15 protein-coding genes and 1 tRNA gene are annotated in these 14850 nt (G+C 70.7%); 7 read left to right on the top strand and 9 right to left on the bottom strand.

Annotation, left to right across the window (positions count from 1 at the left end; translation table 11 throughout):
• Nucleotides 1-38 precede the first annotated feature (38 nt).
• Nucleotides 39-112, top strand: a tRNA-Met gene (locus P3G67_RS09630).
• A gap of 51 nt (nt 113-163) precedes the next feature.
• On the opposite strand, the gene P3G67_RS09625 is transcribed toward P3G67_RS09630, so the two are convergent.
• Nucleotides 164-1021 carry a trypsin-like serine peptidase gene (locus tag P3G67_RS09625; protein WP_276093038.1) on the bottom strand — a complete coding sequence of 286 codons (858 nt, stop codon included), beginning with the start codon at nt 1019-1021 and terminating at the stop codon, nt 164-166.
• A gap of 344 nt (nt 1022-1365) precedes the next feature.
• Between P3G67_RS09625 and P3G67_RS09620 the strand changes: the two genes are divergently transcribed.
• Nucleotides 1366-2853, top strand: a complete 1488-nt coding sequence (locus P3G67_RS09620) for a HEAT repeat domain-containing protein (protein ID WP_276093037.1) — start codon at nt 1366-1368, stop codon at nt 2851-2853.
• Between the two features lie 5 nt (nt 2854-2858).
• On the opposite strand, the gene P3G67_RS09615 is transcribed toward P3G67_RS09620, so the two are convergent.
• Entirely contained in the window at nt 2859-3275 is a 417-nt protein-coding gene (locus P3G67_RS09615; protein WP_269853291.1) for a Fur family transcriptional regulator, read from the bottom strand.
• A gap of 134 nt (nt 3276-3409) precedes the next feature.
• Between P3G67_RS09615 and P3G67_RS09610 the strand changes: the two genes are divergently transcribed.
• Nucleotides 3410-4870 carry a catalase gene (locus P3G67_RS09610; protein ID WP_276093036.1) on the top strand — a complete coding sequence of 487 codons (1461 nt, stop codon included), beginning with the start codon at nt 3410-3412 and terminating at the stop codon, nt 4868-4870.
• An 80-nt stretch (nt 4871-4950) separates the two neighbouring features.
• On the opposite strand, the gene P3G67_RS09605 is transcribed toward P3G67_RS09610, so the two are convergent.
• Together P3G67_RS09605 and hisN are read right to left on the bottom strand one after the other, a co-directional pair.
• On the bottom strand, nt 4951-5361 hold the full coding sequence (locus P3G67_RS09605; protein ID WP_276093035.1) for a CBS domain-containing protein: 411 nt from the start codon (nt 5359-5361) through the stop codon (nt 4951-4953).
• Between the two features lie 124 nt (nt 5362-5485).
• Nucleotides 5486-6295 (bottom strand): histidinol-phosphatase, encoded by an 810-nt coding sequence (gene hisN, locus P3G67_RS09600; RefSeq protein ID WP_269853288.1) that lies wholly within the window; start codon nt 6293-6295, stop codon nt 5486-5488.
• Between the two features lie 181 nt (nt 6296-6476).
• Here hisN and P3G67_RS09595 point away from each other — a divergent pair, with 181 nt between their 5' ends.
• Nucleotides 6477-7022 (top strand): TetR/AcrR family transcriptional regulator, encoded by a 546-nt coding sequence (locus P3G67_RS09595; RefSeq protein WP_269853287.1) that lies wholly within the window; start codon nt 6477-6479, stop codon nt 7020-7022.
• Here the strand turns inward: P3G67_RS09595 and P3G67_RS09590 are convergent.
• Both P3G67_RS09590 and P3G67_RS09585 read right to left on the bottom strand, forming a co-directional pair.
• On the bottom strand, nt 7015-8646 hold the full coding sequence (locus tag P3G67_RS09590) for an ABC transporter family substrate-binding protein (RefSeq protein WP_276093034.1): 1632 nt from the start codon (nt 8644-8646) through the stop codon (nt 7015-7017). The genes P3G67_RS09595 and P3G67_RS09590 overlap by 8 nt on opposite strands.
• Nucleotides 8618-8803, bottom strand: coding sequence for a hypothetical protein (locus P3G67_RS09585; RefSeq protein WP_276093033.1), 186 nt, complete (start codon nt 8801-8803; stop codon nt 8618-8620). Before P3G67_RS09585 ends, P3G67_RS09590 begins: the two co-directional genes overlap by 29 nt.
• A 77-nt stretch (nt 8804-8880) precedes the next feature.
• On the opposite strand from P3G67_RS09585, the gene P3G67_RS09580 reads away from it, so the two are divergent.
• From P3G67_RS09580 to P3G67_RS09570, 3 genes are all read left to right on the top strand, one after another.
• Nucleotides 8881-9864 (top strand): ABC transporter permease, encoded by a 984-nt coding sequence (locus tag P3G67_RS09580; protein WP_276093032.1) that lies wholly within the window; start codon nt 8881-8883, stop codon nt 9862-9864.
• A gap of 13 nt (nt 9865-9877) precedes the next feature.
• Nucleotides 9878-10789, top strand: coding sequence for an ABC transporter permease (locus P3G67_RS09575; RefSeq protein WP_276093031.1), 912 nt, complete (start codon nt 9878-9880; stop codon nt 10787-10789).
• A 75-nt stretch (nt 10790-10864) separates the two neighbouring features.
• Nucleotides 10865-12919 carry a dipeptide ABC transporter ATP-binding protein gene (locus P3G67_RS09570; protein ID WP_276093030.1) on the top strand — a complete coding sequence of 685 codons (2055 nt, stop codon included), beginning with the start codon at nt 10865-10867 and terminating at the stop codon, nt 12917-12919.
• On the opposite strand, the gene P3G67_RS09565 is transcribed toward P3G67_RS09570, so the two are convergent.
• From P3G67_RS09565 to rsgA, 3 genes are all read right to left on the bottom strand, one after another.
• On the bottom strand, nt 12903-13355 hold the full coding sequence (locus P3G67_RS09565) for a GNAT family N-acetyltransferase (RefSeq protein ID WP_276093029.1): 453 nt from the start codon (nt 13353-13355) through the stop codon (nt 12903-12905). The two genes, P3G67_RS09570 and P3G67_RS09565, sit on opposite strands and share 17 nt — an antisense overlap.
• 50 nt (nt 13356-13405) lie before the next feature.
• Nucleotides 13406-13729 carry a DMT family transporter gene (locus tag P3G67_RS09560; RefSeq protein ID WP_276093028.1) on the bottom strand — a complete coding sequence of 108 codons (324 nt, stop codon included), beginning with the start codon at nt 13727-13729 and terminating at the stop codon, nt 13406-13408.
• Nucleotides 13730-13841: 112 nt separating this feature from the next.
• Nucleotides 13842-14849 carry a ribosome small subunit-dependent GTPase A gene (gene rsgA / locus P3G67_RS09555; protein WP_269853280.1) on the bottom strand — a complete coding sequence of 336 codons (1008 nt, stop codon included), beginning with the start codon at nt 14847-14849 and terminating at the stop codon, nt 13842-13844.
• Nucleotide 14850 lies beyond the last annotated feature (1 nt).

Here is a 14850-nt window from a genome sequence, read left to right as displayed (position 1 = left end):
CTGCCCGACGCGTGTCGTTTACAGTGGTGACACAACGACGCGGGGTGGAGCAGCTCGGTAGCTCGCTGGGCTCATAACCCAGAGGTCGCAGGTTCAAATCCTGTCCCCGCTACTGAAGGAAGAGGCCAGAACCATTCGGTTCTGGCCTCTTTCGGTTCCGCTTTCAGTTCTCGGTCTGCCCGCCGTCGTCATTGACGGCCTGGTTGAGCAGTGCCTGTGTGTCATCGGTGAAGTACGGGCTGTACGAGATGTCGTCCACATGCGGGTCGTCGTCGGCCGGGCCGCCGCCGTTGTAGCCGCCGATGATGCCGATCAGCGCGCCGGTCTTGGCGCGGGGCTTGAGTTCCAGCCACGGGCCGCCGGACACCCCGGCCGAGTATCCGCCGCAGCGCATCTCGCGGTACTGGTCGTGGGCTCCGGACTGGAAGGTCTCCAGGCCGCAGCTGATCTGGGCGTCACCCGGGTTGTTGCTGTCCGGGTAGCCGATGGTGGTGATCCCGCGCAGGTGGTACGGCTGGTTGACTTCCAGGGTGTTGCCGCCGACCGCGTCCTCGATCTCCGGGCCGCCGGAGCGGGAGACCCGCATGAAGGCGTAGTCGTACCGCTCGTCGTTGTCCTTGGTGTAGCGCGGGTCGACCCAGATCTTGTCGACCTGCCAGGTGCCGTGCGGGCTGTTGCCGCCGGTGCGGCCGGGGGCGACGGTGAGCGACGAGGCGTAGGAGCCGTCGCCGTACACGCAGTGAGCCGCGGTGATCACGATGTCCGCGCCCGGGCTGTGCACCACGGCGCCGCTGCAGTAGGGGGAGCCGTCGCTGCCCAGCACCTCGACCACGGACGGGTCGGCCTGGCTCGCGCTGAGGTAGGTGCCCTTCTTCGACCAGTCGTCGGGCGGGTTCGGTCCGGTGTGGTGCTTGGCCTGGGCCAGCGCCACCACGTCCGGTGCGTACTGGATGAGACCGGCGGCGGCGAGGGCACCGGCAGCTGTCAGCGCGGCGACCCTCGTTCGGCTGCGACGGCGCACCCATCTACCTCCCGTCACCTTGTCCGACCGCTGATGAAGACGGCTTGAGCCAGGATAAGGGCAGAATCTGAGAACGGGCTCATAACAATCAAGAAACGGGCGCAACGCTTCGGTGGGGCACCAGTTCTTGACGATGTGTCAGGTATGGTCGCCTACCTGTGGGTCGTATCAGGCTTCGGTAGAGGAGCGGTATGGCCTGGGCAAAGCCGAGCAAACTCTCTTGGAGCGGCGCTCCCGCTGGGTGATGCTGGACTTCTGGACAGCGTGGATTGGCGGCGGAGGCGGCATTGCTGCGCAGAGGGCAGGCGCGATCCGTATTGCGCCGCCGGGGTCCGCACCCCGAGGTGGAGGACGTCGGCCGCTGGCGGAAGTTGTGCCTGGCCGCGTCGACCGGCCACCGCGCCGCCGTGCGGTCGCTGTTCACCGCGCTGCGCACCACCGACGAACGCGGCTCCGCCGAGGACCGCAAGGCCGCGCTGGACGAGCTGGTTCGCGCCGCGCCGCGGCTCTGGCTGGATCTGGACCGGTACGCCCGTTCCCCGCACGCCGTAACCGGCGCACACCCGACCGACGACTCGGGGCCGCTGCACCTGGTGCTGGCCTCCTTCGACCGGGACGGCCGGATCCGGCAGGCCGCCGTGGAGCGGCTGGCCCGGCGCAGCGGCCGGTACGCGGCGAGCGCACTGGCGCTGCGCACCGACGACTGGGTGCCCGCGGTACGGGATCGCGCGGTGACCGCGCTGCTCGGGCATGTCGCCCCCGACGAGGCCGCGGCGGCGGTCCGGTTGCTCGCCCGGCTCGACCGGCGGCGGCGCGCCGCGGGCGTGCTGGACGCCTACCGGATGGTGCTGTCCGCGCCCGAGCGGCGGCGCACCGTCCGCAGGCTGGCCGCGGAGCCCGATCCGCACGCCCGCCGTTTCGGCGTCGAACTCGCCCTGGAACTGGGCGAGTACGTCCGCGGTGACCTGGCCCGTACCGCACTGCACGACCGGGACCAGGTGTGCCGCACGCTGTGCGCGGCGCGGTTGCTGGAGCTGGACCCGGACCAGGCGGGACGGCTGATGTGGGCCAGGTCGGCGGTGATAAGGGAGTTGGCGGTGGCCGCGCTGCCGGACGACGTGCCCTCGGCACGGCTGGTCGGGCCGCTGGCCGATCGGTCGCGGATGGTGCGCGCGCAGGCCCGGTGGAAGCTGTACGAGCGCGGTGAACCGCCGGTCGACGTCTACCGCAGACAACTGCGGCGGTGCGGCCGGGCGACTCAGCCCCGGCTGGTGGCGGGGCTCGCGGCCGGGCTGGGGGAGTGCGGCGACTCCTCCGACCTGGCGTTGCTGGCGGTGCTGGCCGCCGATCCGAGCTGGTCACCGGTGGTGCGCCGGGCGGCGGTACGGGCGCTGGGCCGACTCGGGCACGCCTCGGAGCAGGTGGCGGCGCTGGCCCCGCTGGTGACGGACGCCTCGCCGAGCTTGGCCCGGGAGGCACTGGACGTGCTGGCCGCGGGCCACTGCGCACCGCCCAAGGCACTGGCCGCGGCGCTGGCCCGGCCGGAGCCGCCGGTGTGGAAGGCGGCGTTGCGGGCGGCGCGCACCCTGGCGCACTGGGACCGGTTGGAGTTCACGCTGCGAGCCGCCGCCGATCCGCGACCCCAGGTGGCCGAGCGGTCCCGGGCGGAGTTGCGGCGCTGGACGCACGCCGGTTGGTCGGGCGGCGCCGTTGATCCGGCCCAACTGCGGCTGGTCGGCAGGTTGTTGCGGCAGGCACCGCTGTCGGAGCCGGACCGCATCGGCGTCGAGTGGGTGCTACGGGCGGCGGCACGGGTGAGCCGCCCGTCGTGATCCCCTTACGCCGTGGCGCAGTTGGGGCACAGGCCGCGGTAGGTCACCTCGACCTCGGAGACGGTGAAGCCGAACCGCTCCGAGGAGGGCAGGTCGGAGAGAAGGTCGCCGCTGGGGTGCACATCGCGGATGGCGCCGCACCGTGAGCACACCAGGTGCTGGTGCGGGCGGTGGGCGTTGGGGTCGTATCGCTTGGCGCGGCCGTCGGTGGCCACCTCGATCACCTCGCCGAGCGAGACCAGTTCACCGAGGGTGTTGTAGACGGTCGCACGGGAGATCTCGGGCAGCCGGGCGGCGGCGCGCGCGTGCACCTCGTCCGCGGTGAGGTGCACATGATCCCCGTCGAGCACCTCGGCGACGACCCGGCGCTGTGCGGTCAGCCGCCAGCCACGTCCGCGAAGTCGTTCCAGCAGGTCACTCATACCCCCAGCTTAACAGGGCGGGATCCGGATTCTGAATCCGTACGGCTTTGACCACCTTCTTGACTTAGACTCTGTCTAGCGTAGGATCGGTTCTGGCGACAGCCAAGGGACAGGACGACTCCAGGGAGACGCAAGTGACGGTTCAGGAGACGGGCCCGCTGACCACCGAGGCCGGCGCCCCGGTAGCGGACAACCAGAACAGCGAGCAGGCGGGCCCCGGTGGGCCGGTGCTGGTGCAGGACCAGGTGCTGCTGGAGAAGCTCGCCCACTTCAACCGGGAGCGCATTCCGGAGCGCATCGTGCACGCCCGTGGCGCCGGTGCGTACGGCACCTTCACGGTCACCGCGGACGTCACCGGGTACACCCGGGCGAAGTTCCTCTCCGAGATCGGCAAGCAGACCGAGGTCTTCCTGCGCTTCTCGACCGTCGCGGGCAACCTGGGTTCGGCGGACGCGGTGCGCGACCCGCGCGGTTTCGCGCTGAAGTTCTACACCGAGGACGGCAACTACGACCTGGTCGGCAACAACACGCCGGTCTTCTTCATCAAGGACGCCATCAAGTTCCCGGACTTCATCCACACCCAGAAGCGCGACCCGTACACCGGCTCCCAGGAGGCGGACAACGTATGGGACTTCTGGGGTCTGAGCCCGGAGTCGACGCACCAGGTGACCTGGCTGTTCGGTGACCGCGGCATACCGGCCTCGTACCGGCACATGAACGGGTACGGCTCGCACACGTTCCAGTGGAACAACGAGGCGGGCGAGGCCTTCTGGGTCAAGTACCACTTCAAGACCGACCAGGGCATCAGGAACCTGACCGCCGAGGAGGCCGCGAAGCTCGCCGGTGAGGACCCGGACAGCCACCAGCGCGACCTGCGCACCGCCATCGAGCGCGGCGAGTTCCCGAGTTGGACTGTGCAGGTGCAGATCATGCCCGCGGCCGAGGCGGCCGACTACCGCTTCAACCCGTTCGACCTGACCAAGGTCTGGCCGCACGACGACTACCCGCCGATCACCATCGGCAAGCTGGAGCTGAACCGGAACCCGGAGAACATCTTCGCCGAGGTCGAGCAGTCGGTCTTCTCCCCGGCGCACTTCGTGCCCGGCATCGGCCCGTCGCCGGACAAGATGCTCCAGGGCCGGCTCTTCGCCTACGGCGACGCGCACCGCTACCGCGTCGGCATCAACGCCGACCACCTGCCGGTCAACCGCCCGCACGCCACCGAGGCGCGCACCCACGGCCGGGACGGCGCCCTGTACGACGGCCGGCACGGCCGGGCGAAGAACTACGAGCCGAACAGCTTCGACTCCGTCAAGGAGACCGGGCGTCCGCTGTGGCAGCCGGTCCGGCTCACCGGTGTGACGGGCGAGCACGCGGCGCCCTCGCACGCCGAGGACAACGACTTCGTTCAGGCGGGCAACCTCTACCGCCTGATGTCGGAGGACGAGAAGACCCGTCTGATCGACAACCTCGCGGGCTTCATCGCGCAGGTCTCGCGGGACGACATCGCCGAGCGGGCGATCAACAACTTCCGCCAGGCGGACGCCGACTACGGCAAGCGGCTGGAGGCCGCGGTCCAGGCCCTTCGCGGCTGACCGGACGCTCGCCGTCGAAGAAGAGGCCGGAGCCCCGCGGGCTCCGGCCTCTTCGGCTTCCGGTCCGGCGACCTGCCGCCTCACGCGATCGCGGCCTGCTCCGCGGGCACGTGCAGACGGCCGCGCGTCCAGCAGCCGATGATGTCGCGCACCGAGACCACGCCGACCGGGTGCTGGTCCTCCAGCACGACCAGATGGCGGAAGCCGCCGCGAACCATCGCCGTCGCCGCCTCCTCCAGGGTCCACTCCGGGGCCGCGAACACCACGTCGGTGGTGGTGTGGGCGTGCGCCGGCTCCTCGTCGGGGCTCATGCCGTCGCCGATGGCGTTGAGGATGTCGCGTTCGGTGAGGATGCCGAGTCCGCAGGTGTCGGGGTCGAGGACGACGGCCGAGCCGACCCGGCGGGCGGACATCAGTCTGGCCGCCTGTCGGAGGGTGTGGGCGGGGCCGATGGTGAGGATGACGGTGCTCATGGCGTCGCGGACCAGCATGGGGGCACCCCCAGAGAGAGAATTCACAAGTTCACAAGCTGGTGGACTCTCATACTCACACGCATCCGGAGCGACGGACAAGGGGCGTGCGGGGTTACCGGGGCTCGTGCGGGGTCACACAGCGTCAGCGCGTGGGATTCAGGTAGCGCAGCAGTTCCTCGTGCAACAACCCGTTGGACGCCGCCGCGTTCTGCCCGTACGGACCCGGTTTGCCGCTCAGGTCGGTGAACCGGCCGCCCGCCTCCCGGACGACCACCGACGGCGCCGCCATGTCCCACACGCTCAGCTCGGGCTCGGCGCAGATGTCCACCGAGCCCTCGGCCACCATCATGTACGACCAGAAGTCGCCGTAAGCCCGGGTGCGCCAGCAGGCCCTGGTCAGCTCCAGCAGCCCGTCAAGCCGTCCCTGCTTCTCCCAGCCGCTGAGCGAGGAGTACGACAGCGAGGCGTCGGAGAGCCGGTCCACCCTGGAGACATGCAGCCTGGTCGCCGCCGACAGGCTGCGCCCGGTGTACGCCCCGCCGCCCTTCACCGCCCACCAGCGGCGGCCCAGCGCCGGTGCGGACACCACGCCGACCACCCCGTCGTCCCCCTCGGGGCCGCCCTCGCCGCGCACCGACAGGGCGATCAGCGTCGCCCACACGGGCACGCCGCGCACGTAGTTCTTGGTGCCGTCGATCGGGTCGATGATCCAGCGCCGGTCACCGCCGCCCTCGGTGCCGTACTCCTCGCCCAGCACCGCGTCGCGCGGCCGGGCCCGCTGCAACTGGCCGCGGATCAGCTCCTCGGCGGCCTTGTCGGCCTCGCTCACCGGCGTCATGTCGGGCTTGGTCTCGACCTTCAGGTCGAGCGCCTTGAACCGTTCGGTCGTCACGGCGTCGGCGGCGTCCGCCAGGACGTGGGCGAGGCGCAGGTCGTCGTAGAAGTCGGGCATGTGCGAACAGTAGCGATCGCAGCCGCGCCCCGGCTACGTGGCGTGGTGGCCGAGGCGTGTCCATCCCCGTGACGGCGGTCTTGACACCCGTCCGGGGCAAGTCAATTCTTGCCGCACCGCTCATGCCATGAACTCGCGTCCGGCCGCCTTCCGGCCCCGGCGCTGGTGCTTGGAGGCCGTGATGCCGACAGCGCGTGACTCCTTACTGAACGCGGCGTTGTCCGCGCTCGACGTACGGGCCTGGAGCTCGGTCCGCATGGTCGACGTGGCCGCCGCGGCCGGGGTCTCCCGGCAGACGCTCTACAACGAGTTCGGCACCAAGGAGGGGCTCGCCCGGGCCCTGGCCCGCCGGGAGACCGACGACTTCCTCGCCGGTGTCGACCAGGCGCTGGCCGCCGCCAGGCAGCATGACGCGGACCCCGCCGACTGCCTGGCCGCCGCCACCGCCTGGACGCTGCGCACCGCACGCCGCAGCCCGCTGGTGCGTGCCGCCATCACCGGCTGCCGCACCGACCGGCTGCCGACCGCCGTCCAGCCCCCGGCCGGTGAGCTGGCCCGGACGTTACGGGACCGGGTGGCCGCCGTACTGGGCCCCGAGCGCGGCGGGTGGGTGTACGAGGCGGCGGTGCGGCTCGCGGTGTCCTACGTGGTGGCGCCCGCGACCACGGACGAGGACGCCTGTGCGCAGGTGGCGCGGCTCGTCCGGGGCCTGAGCGAGGTCACTTGAGCCAGCCGACCCTGGTGTAGTCGGTGATGTTCTGCAGGCCGAACGCGCCGTAGTTGGCCAGGCCCTTGCGGACGGCGGCGATCTGCGGGCGCTGGTAGAGCTCTATCGAGTGGCCGAGCCGCCACACCTGCGCGTCCGCCTGGTTGTAGAGGCTGATCGCCTTGTTCCGGTCGGTGGTCCGGCCTGCCTGGGTGAGCAGCGCGTCGATCTGCGGGGAGCCGACCGAGCCGAAGTTCTGGAAGAGGTTCCGGCCCTGCGGCTGCCGGAAGACGGAGTACGCCATGGACAGGTAGAGCAGGTCGACGTTGCGGAAACTCGCCAGGTCGAAGTTGCCCAGATCGACGTACTGGTTGAAGTAGTCGTTCATCGGCACCTTCTGGATGTCCACCTTGATTCCCACCTGGCCGAGCATCTGCTGGACCAACTGGGCCTGGTCGACCTGCGACTGGTTGCCGCCCGAACTCAGCACGTATCCGAGTTCCAGCGGTTTGCCGTCCTTGGTGCGCGGCTTTCCGGCGCCGTTGTCCTGCCAACCCGCCTGGTCCAGCAGCTTCTTCGCGCGCTCCGGGTCGTACTTGCCGTAGATTCCGGAATTGTCCTGGTAGCCCTTCTGGTTGGGCATGAAGAAGTGGTTGCCCAACTCGGATATCCGGTAAGGGATGTCGGCGCCGTACGCGTCGGTGATCGCCTGGCGGTTCACGGCAGCCTCCACCGCGTTGCGCACCCTGACGTCCTTGAGCGGGCCGCGGCCGCCGTTGAGGGTGATGTGCACCTCGTCCCAGCGCGAGCCGGTGCGGATCGCGGCGTCCGGGTCCTTCGCCAACCGCCGGTAGTCCTCGGGGAGTTCCGCGGGCGCCTCGTCCGTTTCCTTGTTGAGGAAGGCGTCGGTCATCGCGGACTCGTCCAGCACCCGGTAGATGAGCGCGTCCAACTTCGGTCTGGCGCCCCACCAGTTGGGGTCGGGGACCAGGGTGATGGTCTGCCCGGTCTTGTCGTACCTGGCGATCTTGAAGGCGCCCGCGCTGATCGGCACGTGCTCCAGCCAGCCCTTGTTGAACTGGTCGGGCGTGGAATAGGCCGCCGCTGGGAAAAGCGGCACGAAAAGCCGCTGCCAGTCCGCGTAGGGCTGTTTGAAGGTGATCCTCACCTGGTGGGCGTCCGCGCCCTGGGACACATCGCTGATCTGGTCGTAGCCGGAGGTGTCGTCCGCCTCGTAGGCGCTGTCGGTGCCGTTCAGCGCTCTCCACTGGGCCTGGAAGTCCAGCCAGCTCAGCGGTTTTCCGTCGGACCACTTCGCGTGCGGATTCAGTTCGTAGGTGACCACCTGCGGGCTGTCGGAGGTGACGGCGGCGGAGACCAGGTAGTCCGGGTCGGTGTGGGCCTCGCCCCGCGCGTCGGTGCGGAACAGCACCGGCTCGACGTCCTCGGTCAGCTCCTGGGCGTCGCCGTCCTGGCCGTCCGGGGTGTTGAAGTTGTACTGGCTGATCCACTGCTGGATGGGGACCTTCAGGGTTCCGCCCTGTCTGAGGTCGCTCAGCGGATGGGCGTCGATCTCCTGGCTGCCGACCGGCGGCGCCTGTTTCTTCGCGGCCGGTTCACCACCGGACGATCCACAGCCGCTCACCACCAAGGGTCGCCGAGACGGTGGCCGCGATGGCGAGGGCGATGGATCTGCGCATGTCGTCCATTCCTTTGTCCGGGCGCGGCCGGACGGCCGCGGAACTGGGCAGACCGTAAAACGCCTCCCATGAGTGGCGGGAGGCATCGCCGAACATTGTCATGCGCCCTTCACAGAGTCGCAATGGGGCGCGATCATCATGGTCGGCGAGCACCACAACCAGGGGGAGGACGACGACCGTTGGGGGCCTATCTGGCCAAGCGGCTCGGCTACTACGCCGTGCTGCTGCTGGCCGCCGTCTGCCTGTCCTATCTGCTGGCCTCGCTGGCGCTGGACCCGCGCGCGTACTTCGCGGGACGCCAGCCGCCGATCTCCCCGGCCGCCGTCGACCACCACCTCACCGTGATCGGCGTCAACGACCACCGGCCGCTGCTCGACCGGTTCTGGCACTGGGCCGGGCGCGCCGCCCACGGCGACCTGGGCCGGACCATCGACGACACCTCGGTGAACGCCGAGTTCGGACGGCGGCTCGGGGTGAGCCTGCGGCTGCTGCTGATCGGCACGCTGCTGGGGACGGTGCTCGGGGTACTGGCCGGGGCGTGGACCGCGGTACGGCAGTACCGGCTCTCCGACCGGCTGGTGACCCTGGTCTCCTTCGCGCTGCTGTCAACCCCGGTGTTCCTGCTGGCTGTTCTGCTCAAGACCGGGGCGATCTGGTTCAACGACACCACCGGAACCGATCTGATCCAGTTCACCGGTGAGCAGAGCCCGGGACTGACCGGTGGGTTCGAGGCCGTGCTCAAGGACCGGGCGGTCCACCTGCTGCTGCCGACCATCTCCATCGCCCTGTTCGCCATCGCCGGCTACAGCCGCTACCAGCGCAGCACCATGCTCGACGTGCTCGGCTCCGACTACCTGCGCACCGCGCGGGCCAAGGGGCTCCGGCGGCGCAGCGCGCTGCTGCGGCACGGTCTGCGCACCGCGCTGATCCCGATGTCGACGTACTTCTCCTACGGCTTCCTCGCCCTGTTCACCGGCGCCACCTTCACCGAGACCATCTTCGGCTGGCACGGCATGGGCGAGTGGTTCATCAGCTCCATCAACAAGAACGACGTCAACTCGGTCGTCGCGGTCAACGTCTTCGCCGCCGTGGTGGTGCTGCTGTCCGGCTTCCTCGCCGATCTGCTGCACGCCGCGCTCGATCCGCGCGTCCGGCACGCCTGAGGAGCGCCCCCACGTGACCACCGCTGTCGTCGCCGACGCCGACGCCGTCGTCGAGAACCGTCCGGCCGGCCGGGCCTCCGTCGTCCTGCGGCACTTCCTGCGCAACCGCTCGGCACTGGCCGGGGCGGCGGTGCTGGTGCTGCTGTTCGTCCTGGCCTTCTGCGGTCCGCTGGTCTGCCACTGGAGCTACACGGACATCGACTACACCGCGCTGCGCCGGGGGCCGTCCGCGCGGCACTGGTGGGGTACGAACGGGATCGGCCAGGACGTCTTCGCGCAGACCGTGCGCGGTCTGCAGAAGTCGCTGCTGATCGGGCTGCTGGTGGCGGTCTTCTCCACCGCGCTGGCCTCGCTGGTGGGCGCCTGCGCGGGGTACTTCGGGGGGTGGACGGACCGGGCGCTGATGTTCCTGGTGGACCTGCTGCTGGTGTTCCCCAGCTTCCTGGTCATCGCGATCATCTCGCCCCGGTTGAAGGCGGGCGGCTGGATCGCCTTCGTCGGACTGCTCGCCGTCTTCGGCTGGATGATCACCGCGCGGGTGGTGCGGTCGATGACCCTCTCGCTGAAGGAGCGGGAGTTCGTAAGGGCCGCTCGATTCATGGGAGTCGGCCCGTTCCGGATCATCTGGCGGCATGTGCTGCCCAATGTGGCGTCGTTCCTGATCATCGACGCAACGATCGCGGTCGGCGGGGCGGTGATGAGTGAGACGGCGCTGTCGTACTTCGGCTTCGGCGTCCAGCCGCCGGACGTCTCGCTCGGCACGCTGATCGCCGACGGCACGGGCTCGGCGGTCACCTATCCGTGGATGTTCTTCTTCGCGGCCGGTCTGCTGGTGCTGTTCGTCCTGGCGGTGAACCTGGTCGGCGACGGCCTGCGCGACGCGTTCGATCCGACGGCGCGCCGCCGGCCCGGCCGACGGGGGTGAGAGGTGGGGGCCTGCCTCGAGGGAGATTCACCTCAGCGCTATGAGGTGCGGTGCGGTAGACGGGAGTTGGGGCGGGTGGGCGGGGAGGACCCGGTGCTGCGGGTGCGGGATCTGCGGGTCGCGTTCGGCGGGGTGGACGCCGTGCGAGGCGTCCACCTGGAGCTGCGGCGCGGGGAGGTGCTGGGGCTGGTCGGAGAGTCGGGGTCCGGGAAGTCCACGGTCGCGCTGGCCGTGCTGGGGCTGCTGCCGGACTCCGCCACCGTGAGCGGCTCGGTGCGACTCGACGGAGTCGAGTTGTGCGGGGCGGGGGACGCGGCCCTCTCCCGGTTGCGCGGCAACCGGATCGCCATGGTCTTCCAGGATCCGCTGTCCGCGTTCACCCCGGTGCACCGGATCGGCGACCAGATCGCCGAGACCATCCGCGCGCACCGCGACATCTCCCGCCGGGCCGCCAGGGAACGGGCGGTGGAACTGCTCGACCTGGTCGGCATCCCGGAACCCCGCGCCCGCGCCGCCGCGTTCCCGCACGAGTTCTCCGGCGGCATGCGGCAGCGCGCGATGATCGCCATGGCGGTCGCCAACGAACCGGACGTGCTGCTCGCCGACGAGCCCACCACCGCGCTCGACGTGACGATCCAGGCCCAGGTGCTGGACGTGCTGCGCACCGCGCAACGCGCCACCGGCGCCGCGATGTTGCTGGTCAGCCATGACCTCGGGGTGATCGCCGGTACCGCCGACCGGGTCGCGGTGATGTACGCGGGGCGGATCGTGGAAACGGCCCCCGTGCACGAGTTGTTCGCGGCGCCCCGCATGCCGTACACCCTCGGCCTGATCGGTGCGGTGCCGCGGCTCGACGGCGGCACCGGTACCGGGATGCTGGTGCCGGTCCCGGGCGCCCCGCCCGCCCCCGGAGCGCTTCCTTCCGGCTGTTCCTTCGCCCCCCGCTGCCCACTGGCCGACGATGTGTGCCGTGCCGCCGAACCCCCGTTGAGGCAGCTCGCGGACGACCACCTGGTGGCCTGCCGCAAGGCCGAAGAACTCCAAGGCGCCGCGCCCGCCGACGTGTTCCCGGTACCGGAAGTGCCGCGTACCCCGGCGGGGCCGGAAGACCGGCCCGAGGTGCTGCGGGTGACCGGGCTGGTGAAGACCTTCCCGCTGCTGAAGGGCGTGGCCTTCAAGCGCCGGGTGGGCAGCGTGTACGCCGTCGACGGGATCGACCTGCGGGTGCGGTGCGGCGAGACGCTGGCGCTGGTCGGTGAGTCCGGCTCGGGCAAGTCCACCGCGCTGTTCGAGGTGTTGGGGCTCAGCGCGCCGGAGGGCGGCAGCATCGAGGTGCTGGGGCAGGACGTCGCCGGCCTCACCCGGCAGCAGGCCGCCGCACTGCGCGGCCGGACCCAGATCGTCTTCCAGGACCCGATGGCCAGCCTCGACCCGCGGATGACGGTGGCCGGGATCATCGTGGAGCCGCTGCTCGCGCGGGGCGTGGCACGGGCCGAAGCCGCCCGCAGGGTACCGGAGTTGCTGCGCCAGGTCGGTCTTGAACCCGGCCACGCGGACCGGTTCCCGCACGAGTTCTCCGGCGGCCAGCGGCAGCGCATCGGTATCGCCCGCGCGCTGTCCGTACGGCCCGACCTGGTCGTGCTCGACGAACCGGTCTCCGCGCTGGACGTCTCGGTGCAGGCCGGAGTGCTCAACCTGCTGCGGCGGTTGAAGGCCGAGTTGGGCCTGGCGTACCTGTTCGTCTCCCACGACCTGTCGGTGGTACGGAACATCGCCGACCGGGTCAGCGTGGTCTACCTCGGCCGGACCGTGGAGGCGGGCGCGGTACGGGAGGTCTTCGAGCGGCCCCTGCACCCGTACACCCAGGCCCTGTTGTCCGCCGTACCGCTGCCCGACCCGGGCGTGGAGCGCCGCCGTGCCCGGGTGCTGCTGGCCGGGGACCCGCCGAGCCCGACCCAGCGGCACACCGGCTGCCGCTTCCGCGCCCGCTGCCCGCTGCACGCGGAACTGGCCGAGGCCGACCGCGAGCGCTGCGTGCGCGAGGTGCCGCAGCCGGTGCAGCACGCGGACGACCATGTGGCGGCCTGCCACTTCGCCCGCCCGCGCGCGGTGCTCACAGCGGAAGCTTGAAGCCGATGTGGCTGGCCTGGAAGCCCAACTTCTCGTAGAAACGGTGCGCGTCGAGCCGAGTGACGTCCGAGGTGAGCTGCACCAGCGCGCAGTGGTGCTCGCGGGCCCGGGCGACGCACCACTCGACGAGCCGGGAGCCGAGCCCGCTGCCCCGCTCGGTGCCGCCGATCCGTACCGCCTCGATCTGCGCCCGGGTGGCGCCCTTGCGGGAAAGCCCGGGCAGATACGTCAACTGGGCGGTGCCGACCACCTCTCCGGCCCGGTCGGCCACCACCAGCAACTGGTGCGGGTCACCGTCGAGTTCGGCGAACGCCGCCTGGTACGGGCGCAAGTCGTCCGGGGACTCACGGGTGGCGCCGAGTTCGTCGTCGGCGAGCAGGGCCACGATCGAGGGGAGGTCGTCGGCGGTGGCACGGCGAATGGTGATCTCGTCCATGGGGCGCATCCCATCATCCGCCGTGCGCTGGCGCACGCCTCAGGGCGCGGTCAGTGCGCCGAACCGGAGAGCTGGAGGCCCACCACGCCCACCAACACCAGGGCGATGGAGACCAGTTTGAGAGTGCTGACCAGGTCACCGAGGAAGACCATGCCGTAGATCGCGGTGCCCGCGCCGCCGATGCCGGTCCACACCGCGTACGCCGCGCCCACGTCCAGTTTCTTCAGCGACAGCGTCAGCAGGCCGAAGCTGCCCAGCGCGAAGCAGGCGAAGGCGACGGTGGGCCACAGCCGCGTGAAGCCGTGGGAGAGCTTGAGGCAGACCGCGAAGCCGGTCTCCAGCAGCCCGGCCACCACGACGAGCAGCCATGCCATAAGCGCGCCTCCCGTTCCGCCCCATGTGCCCCGGACATACGTCCAGTCGATCATCACACATATGGCGCGGCGAAGCCGGTCAATCCGGCCGACCCGGTGCTACTGGGCCGACTCAGTCGCCCTCGCGGCGCTCACGGGTAGCCAGCAGCCGGCGCAGCGAGTTCAGCCGGGCCGGTTCCGCGTGTCCGGCCGCCACCCAGGCGTCCAGGGCGCAGTCCGGTTCGTCGTGGCTGCACGCCCGAGGGCACTCCTCGGTACCCGGCTCCAGGTCGGGGAAGGCGTGGATCACCCGGGACGGATCCACGTGGTGCAGCCCGAAGGACCGCACGCCCGGGGTGTCGATCACCCAGCCGCCGATGTCGCCGGGCAGCGGCAGGGCGAGCGCGGAGGTGGTGGTGTGCCGGCCCCGACCGGTCACCGCGTTGACATCGCCCGTGGCCCGCGCGTACTCCGGAACCAGCGCGTTGACCAGCGTCGTCTTGCCGACCCCGCTGTGCCCGACGCACGCGGTGATCCGCCCGGCCAGCCGCTCGCGCACCTCCTCGGCCGCCGCGCCCTCCAACTCGTCGCGCCGGGTGACCACATAGCGGATACCCAGCGGCGCGTAGGTCTCCAACAGCGGTTCCGCCGGGGCGAGATCGGACTTCGTCAGGATCAGCAGCGGTTCCAGACCGGCGTCGTAGGCCGCCACCAGACAGCGGTCGATCAGCCGGGGGCGCGGCTCCGGGTCGGCGAGCGCGGTGACGATCGCCAACTGGTCGGCGTTGGCCACCACCACCCGCTCGTACGGGTCGTCGTCGTCCGCCGTCCGGCGCAGCACCGAACTGCGCTCCCGCACCCGGACGATGCGGGCCAGGGTGTCCTTGTCGCCCGACAGGTCACCGACGATGTCCACCCGGTCGCCCACCGCGACGCCCTTGCGGCCCAGTTCGCGGGCCTTCATCGCGGTGACCCGCCGGTCCTCGACCAGACACGTGATCCGGCCGCGGTCCACCGTGAGCACGAACCCCTCGGCCGCGTCCTCGTGCTTGGGGCGGATCCGGGTGCGCGGGCGGCTGCCCTTCCTGCCGGGACGTACCCGCACGTCCTCTTCGTCGGTGTCCTTGCCGTAGCGCCGCATG

It is taken from the genome of Streptomyces silvisoli, from assembly GCF_029269905.1.
GTDB classification, from domain to species: domain Bacteria; phylum Actinomycetota; class Actinomycetes; order Streptomycetales; family Streptomycetaceae; genus Streptantibioticus_A; species Streptantibioticus_A silvisoli_A.
Note: the sequence above shows the minus strand (reverse complement) of the source record. Positions and strands in the feature narration are given on the sequence as shown.

Excerpts from the sequence above, each read along its gene's own strand:
- P3G67_RS09615 (WP_269853291.1), bottom strand. The coding sequence starts at position 3,275 with ATGAGTGACCTGCTGGAACGACTTCGCGGACGTGGCTGGCGGCTGACC.
- P3G67_RS09605 (WP_276093035.1), bottom strand. The coding sequence starts at position 5,361 with ATGCTGGTCCGCGACGCCATGAGCACCGTCATCCTCACCATCGGCCCC.
- hisN (WP_269853288.1), bottom strand. The coding sequence starts at position 6,295 with ATGCCCGACTTCTACGACGACCTGCGCCTCGCCCACGTCCTGGCGGAC.
- P3G67_RS09595 (WP_269853287.1), top strand. The coding sequence starts at position 6,477 with ATGCCGACAGCGCGTGACTCCTTACTGAACGCGGCGTTGTCCGCGCTC.
- P3G67_RS09585 (WP_276093033.1), bottom strand. The coding sequence starts at position 8,803 with ATGACAATGTTCGGCGATGCCTCCCGCCACTCATGGGAGGCGTTTTAC.
- P3G67_RS09565 (WP_276093029.1), bottom strand. The coding sequence starts at position 13,355 with ATGGACGAGATCACCATTCGCCGTGCCACCGCCGACGACCTCCCCTCG.
- P3G67_RS09560 (WP_276093028.1), bottom strand. The coding sequence starts at position 13,729 with ATGGCATGGCTGCTCGTCGTGGTGGCCGGGCTGCTGGAGACCGGCTTC.
- rsgA (WP_269853280.1), bottom strand. The coding sequence starts at position 14,849 with ATGCGGCGCTACGGCAAGGACACCGACGAAGAGGACGTGCGGGTACGT.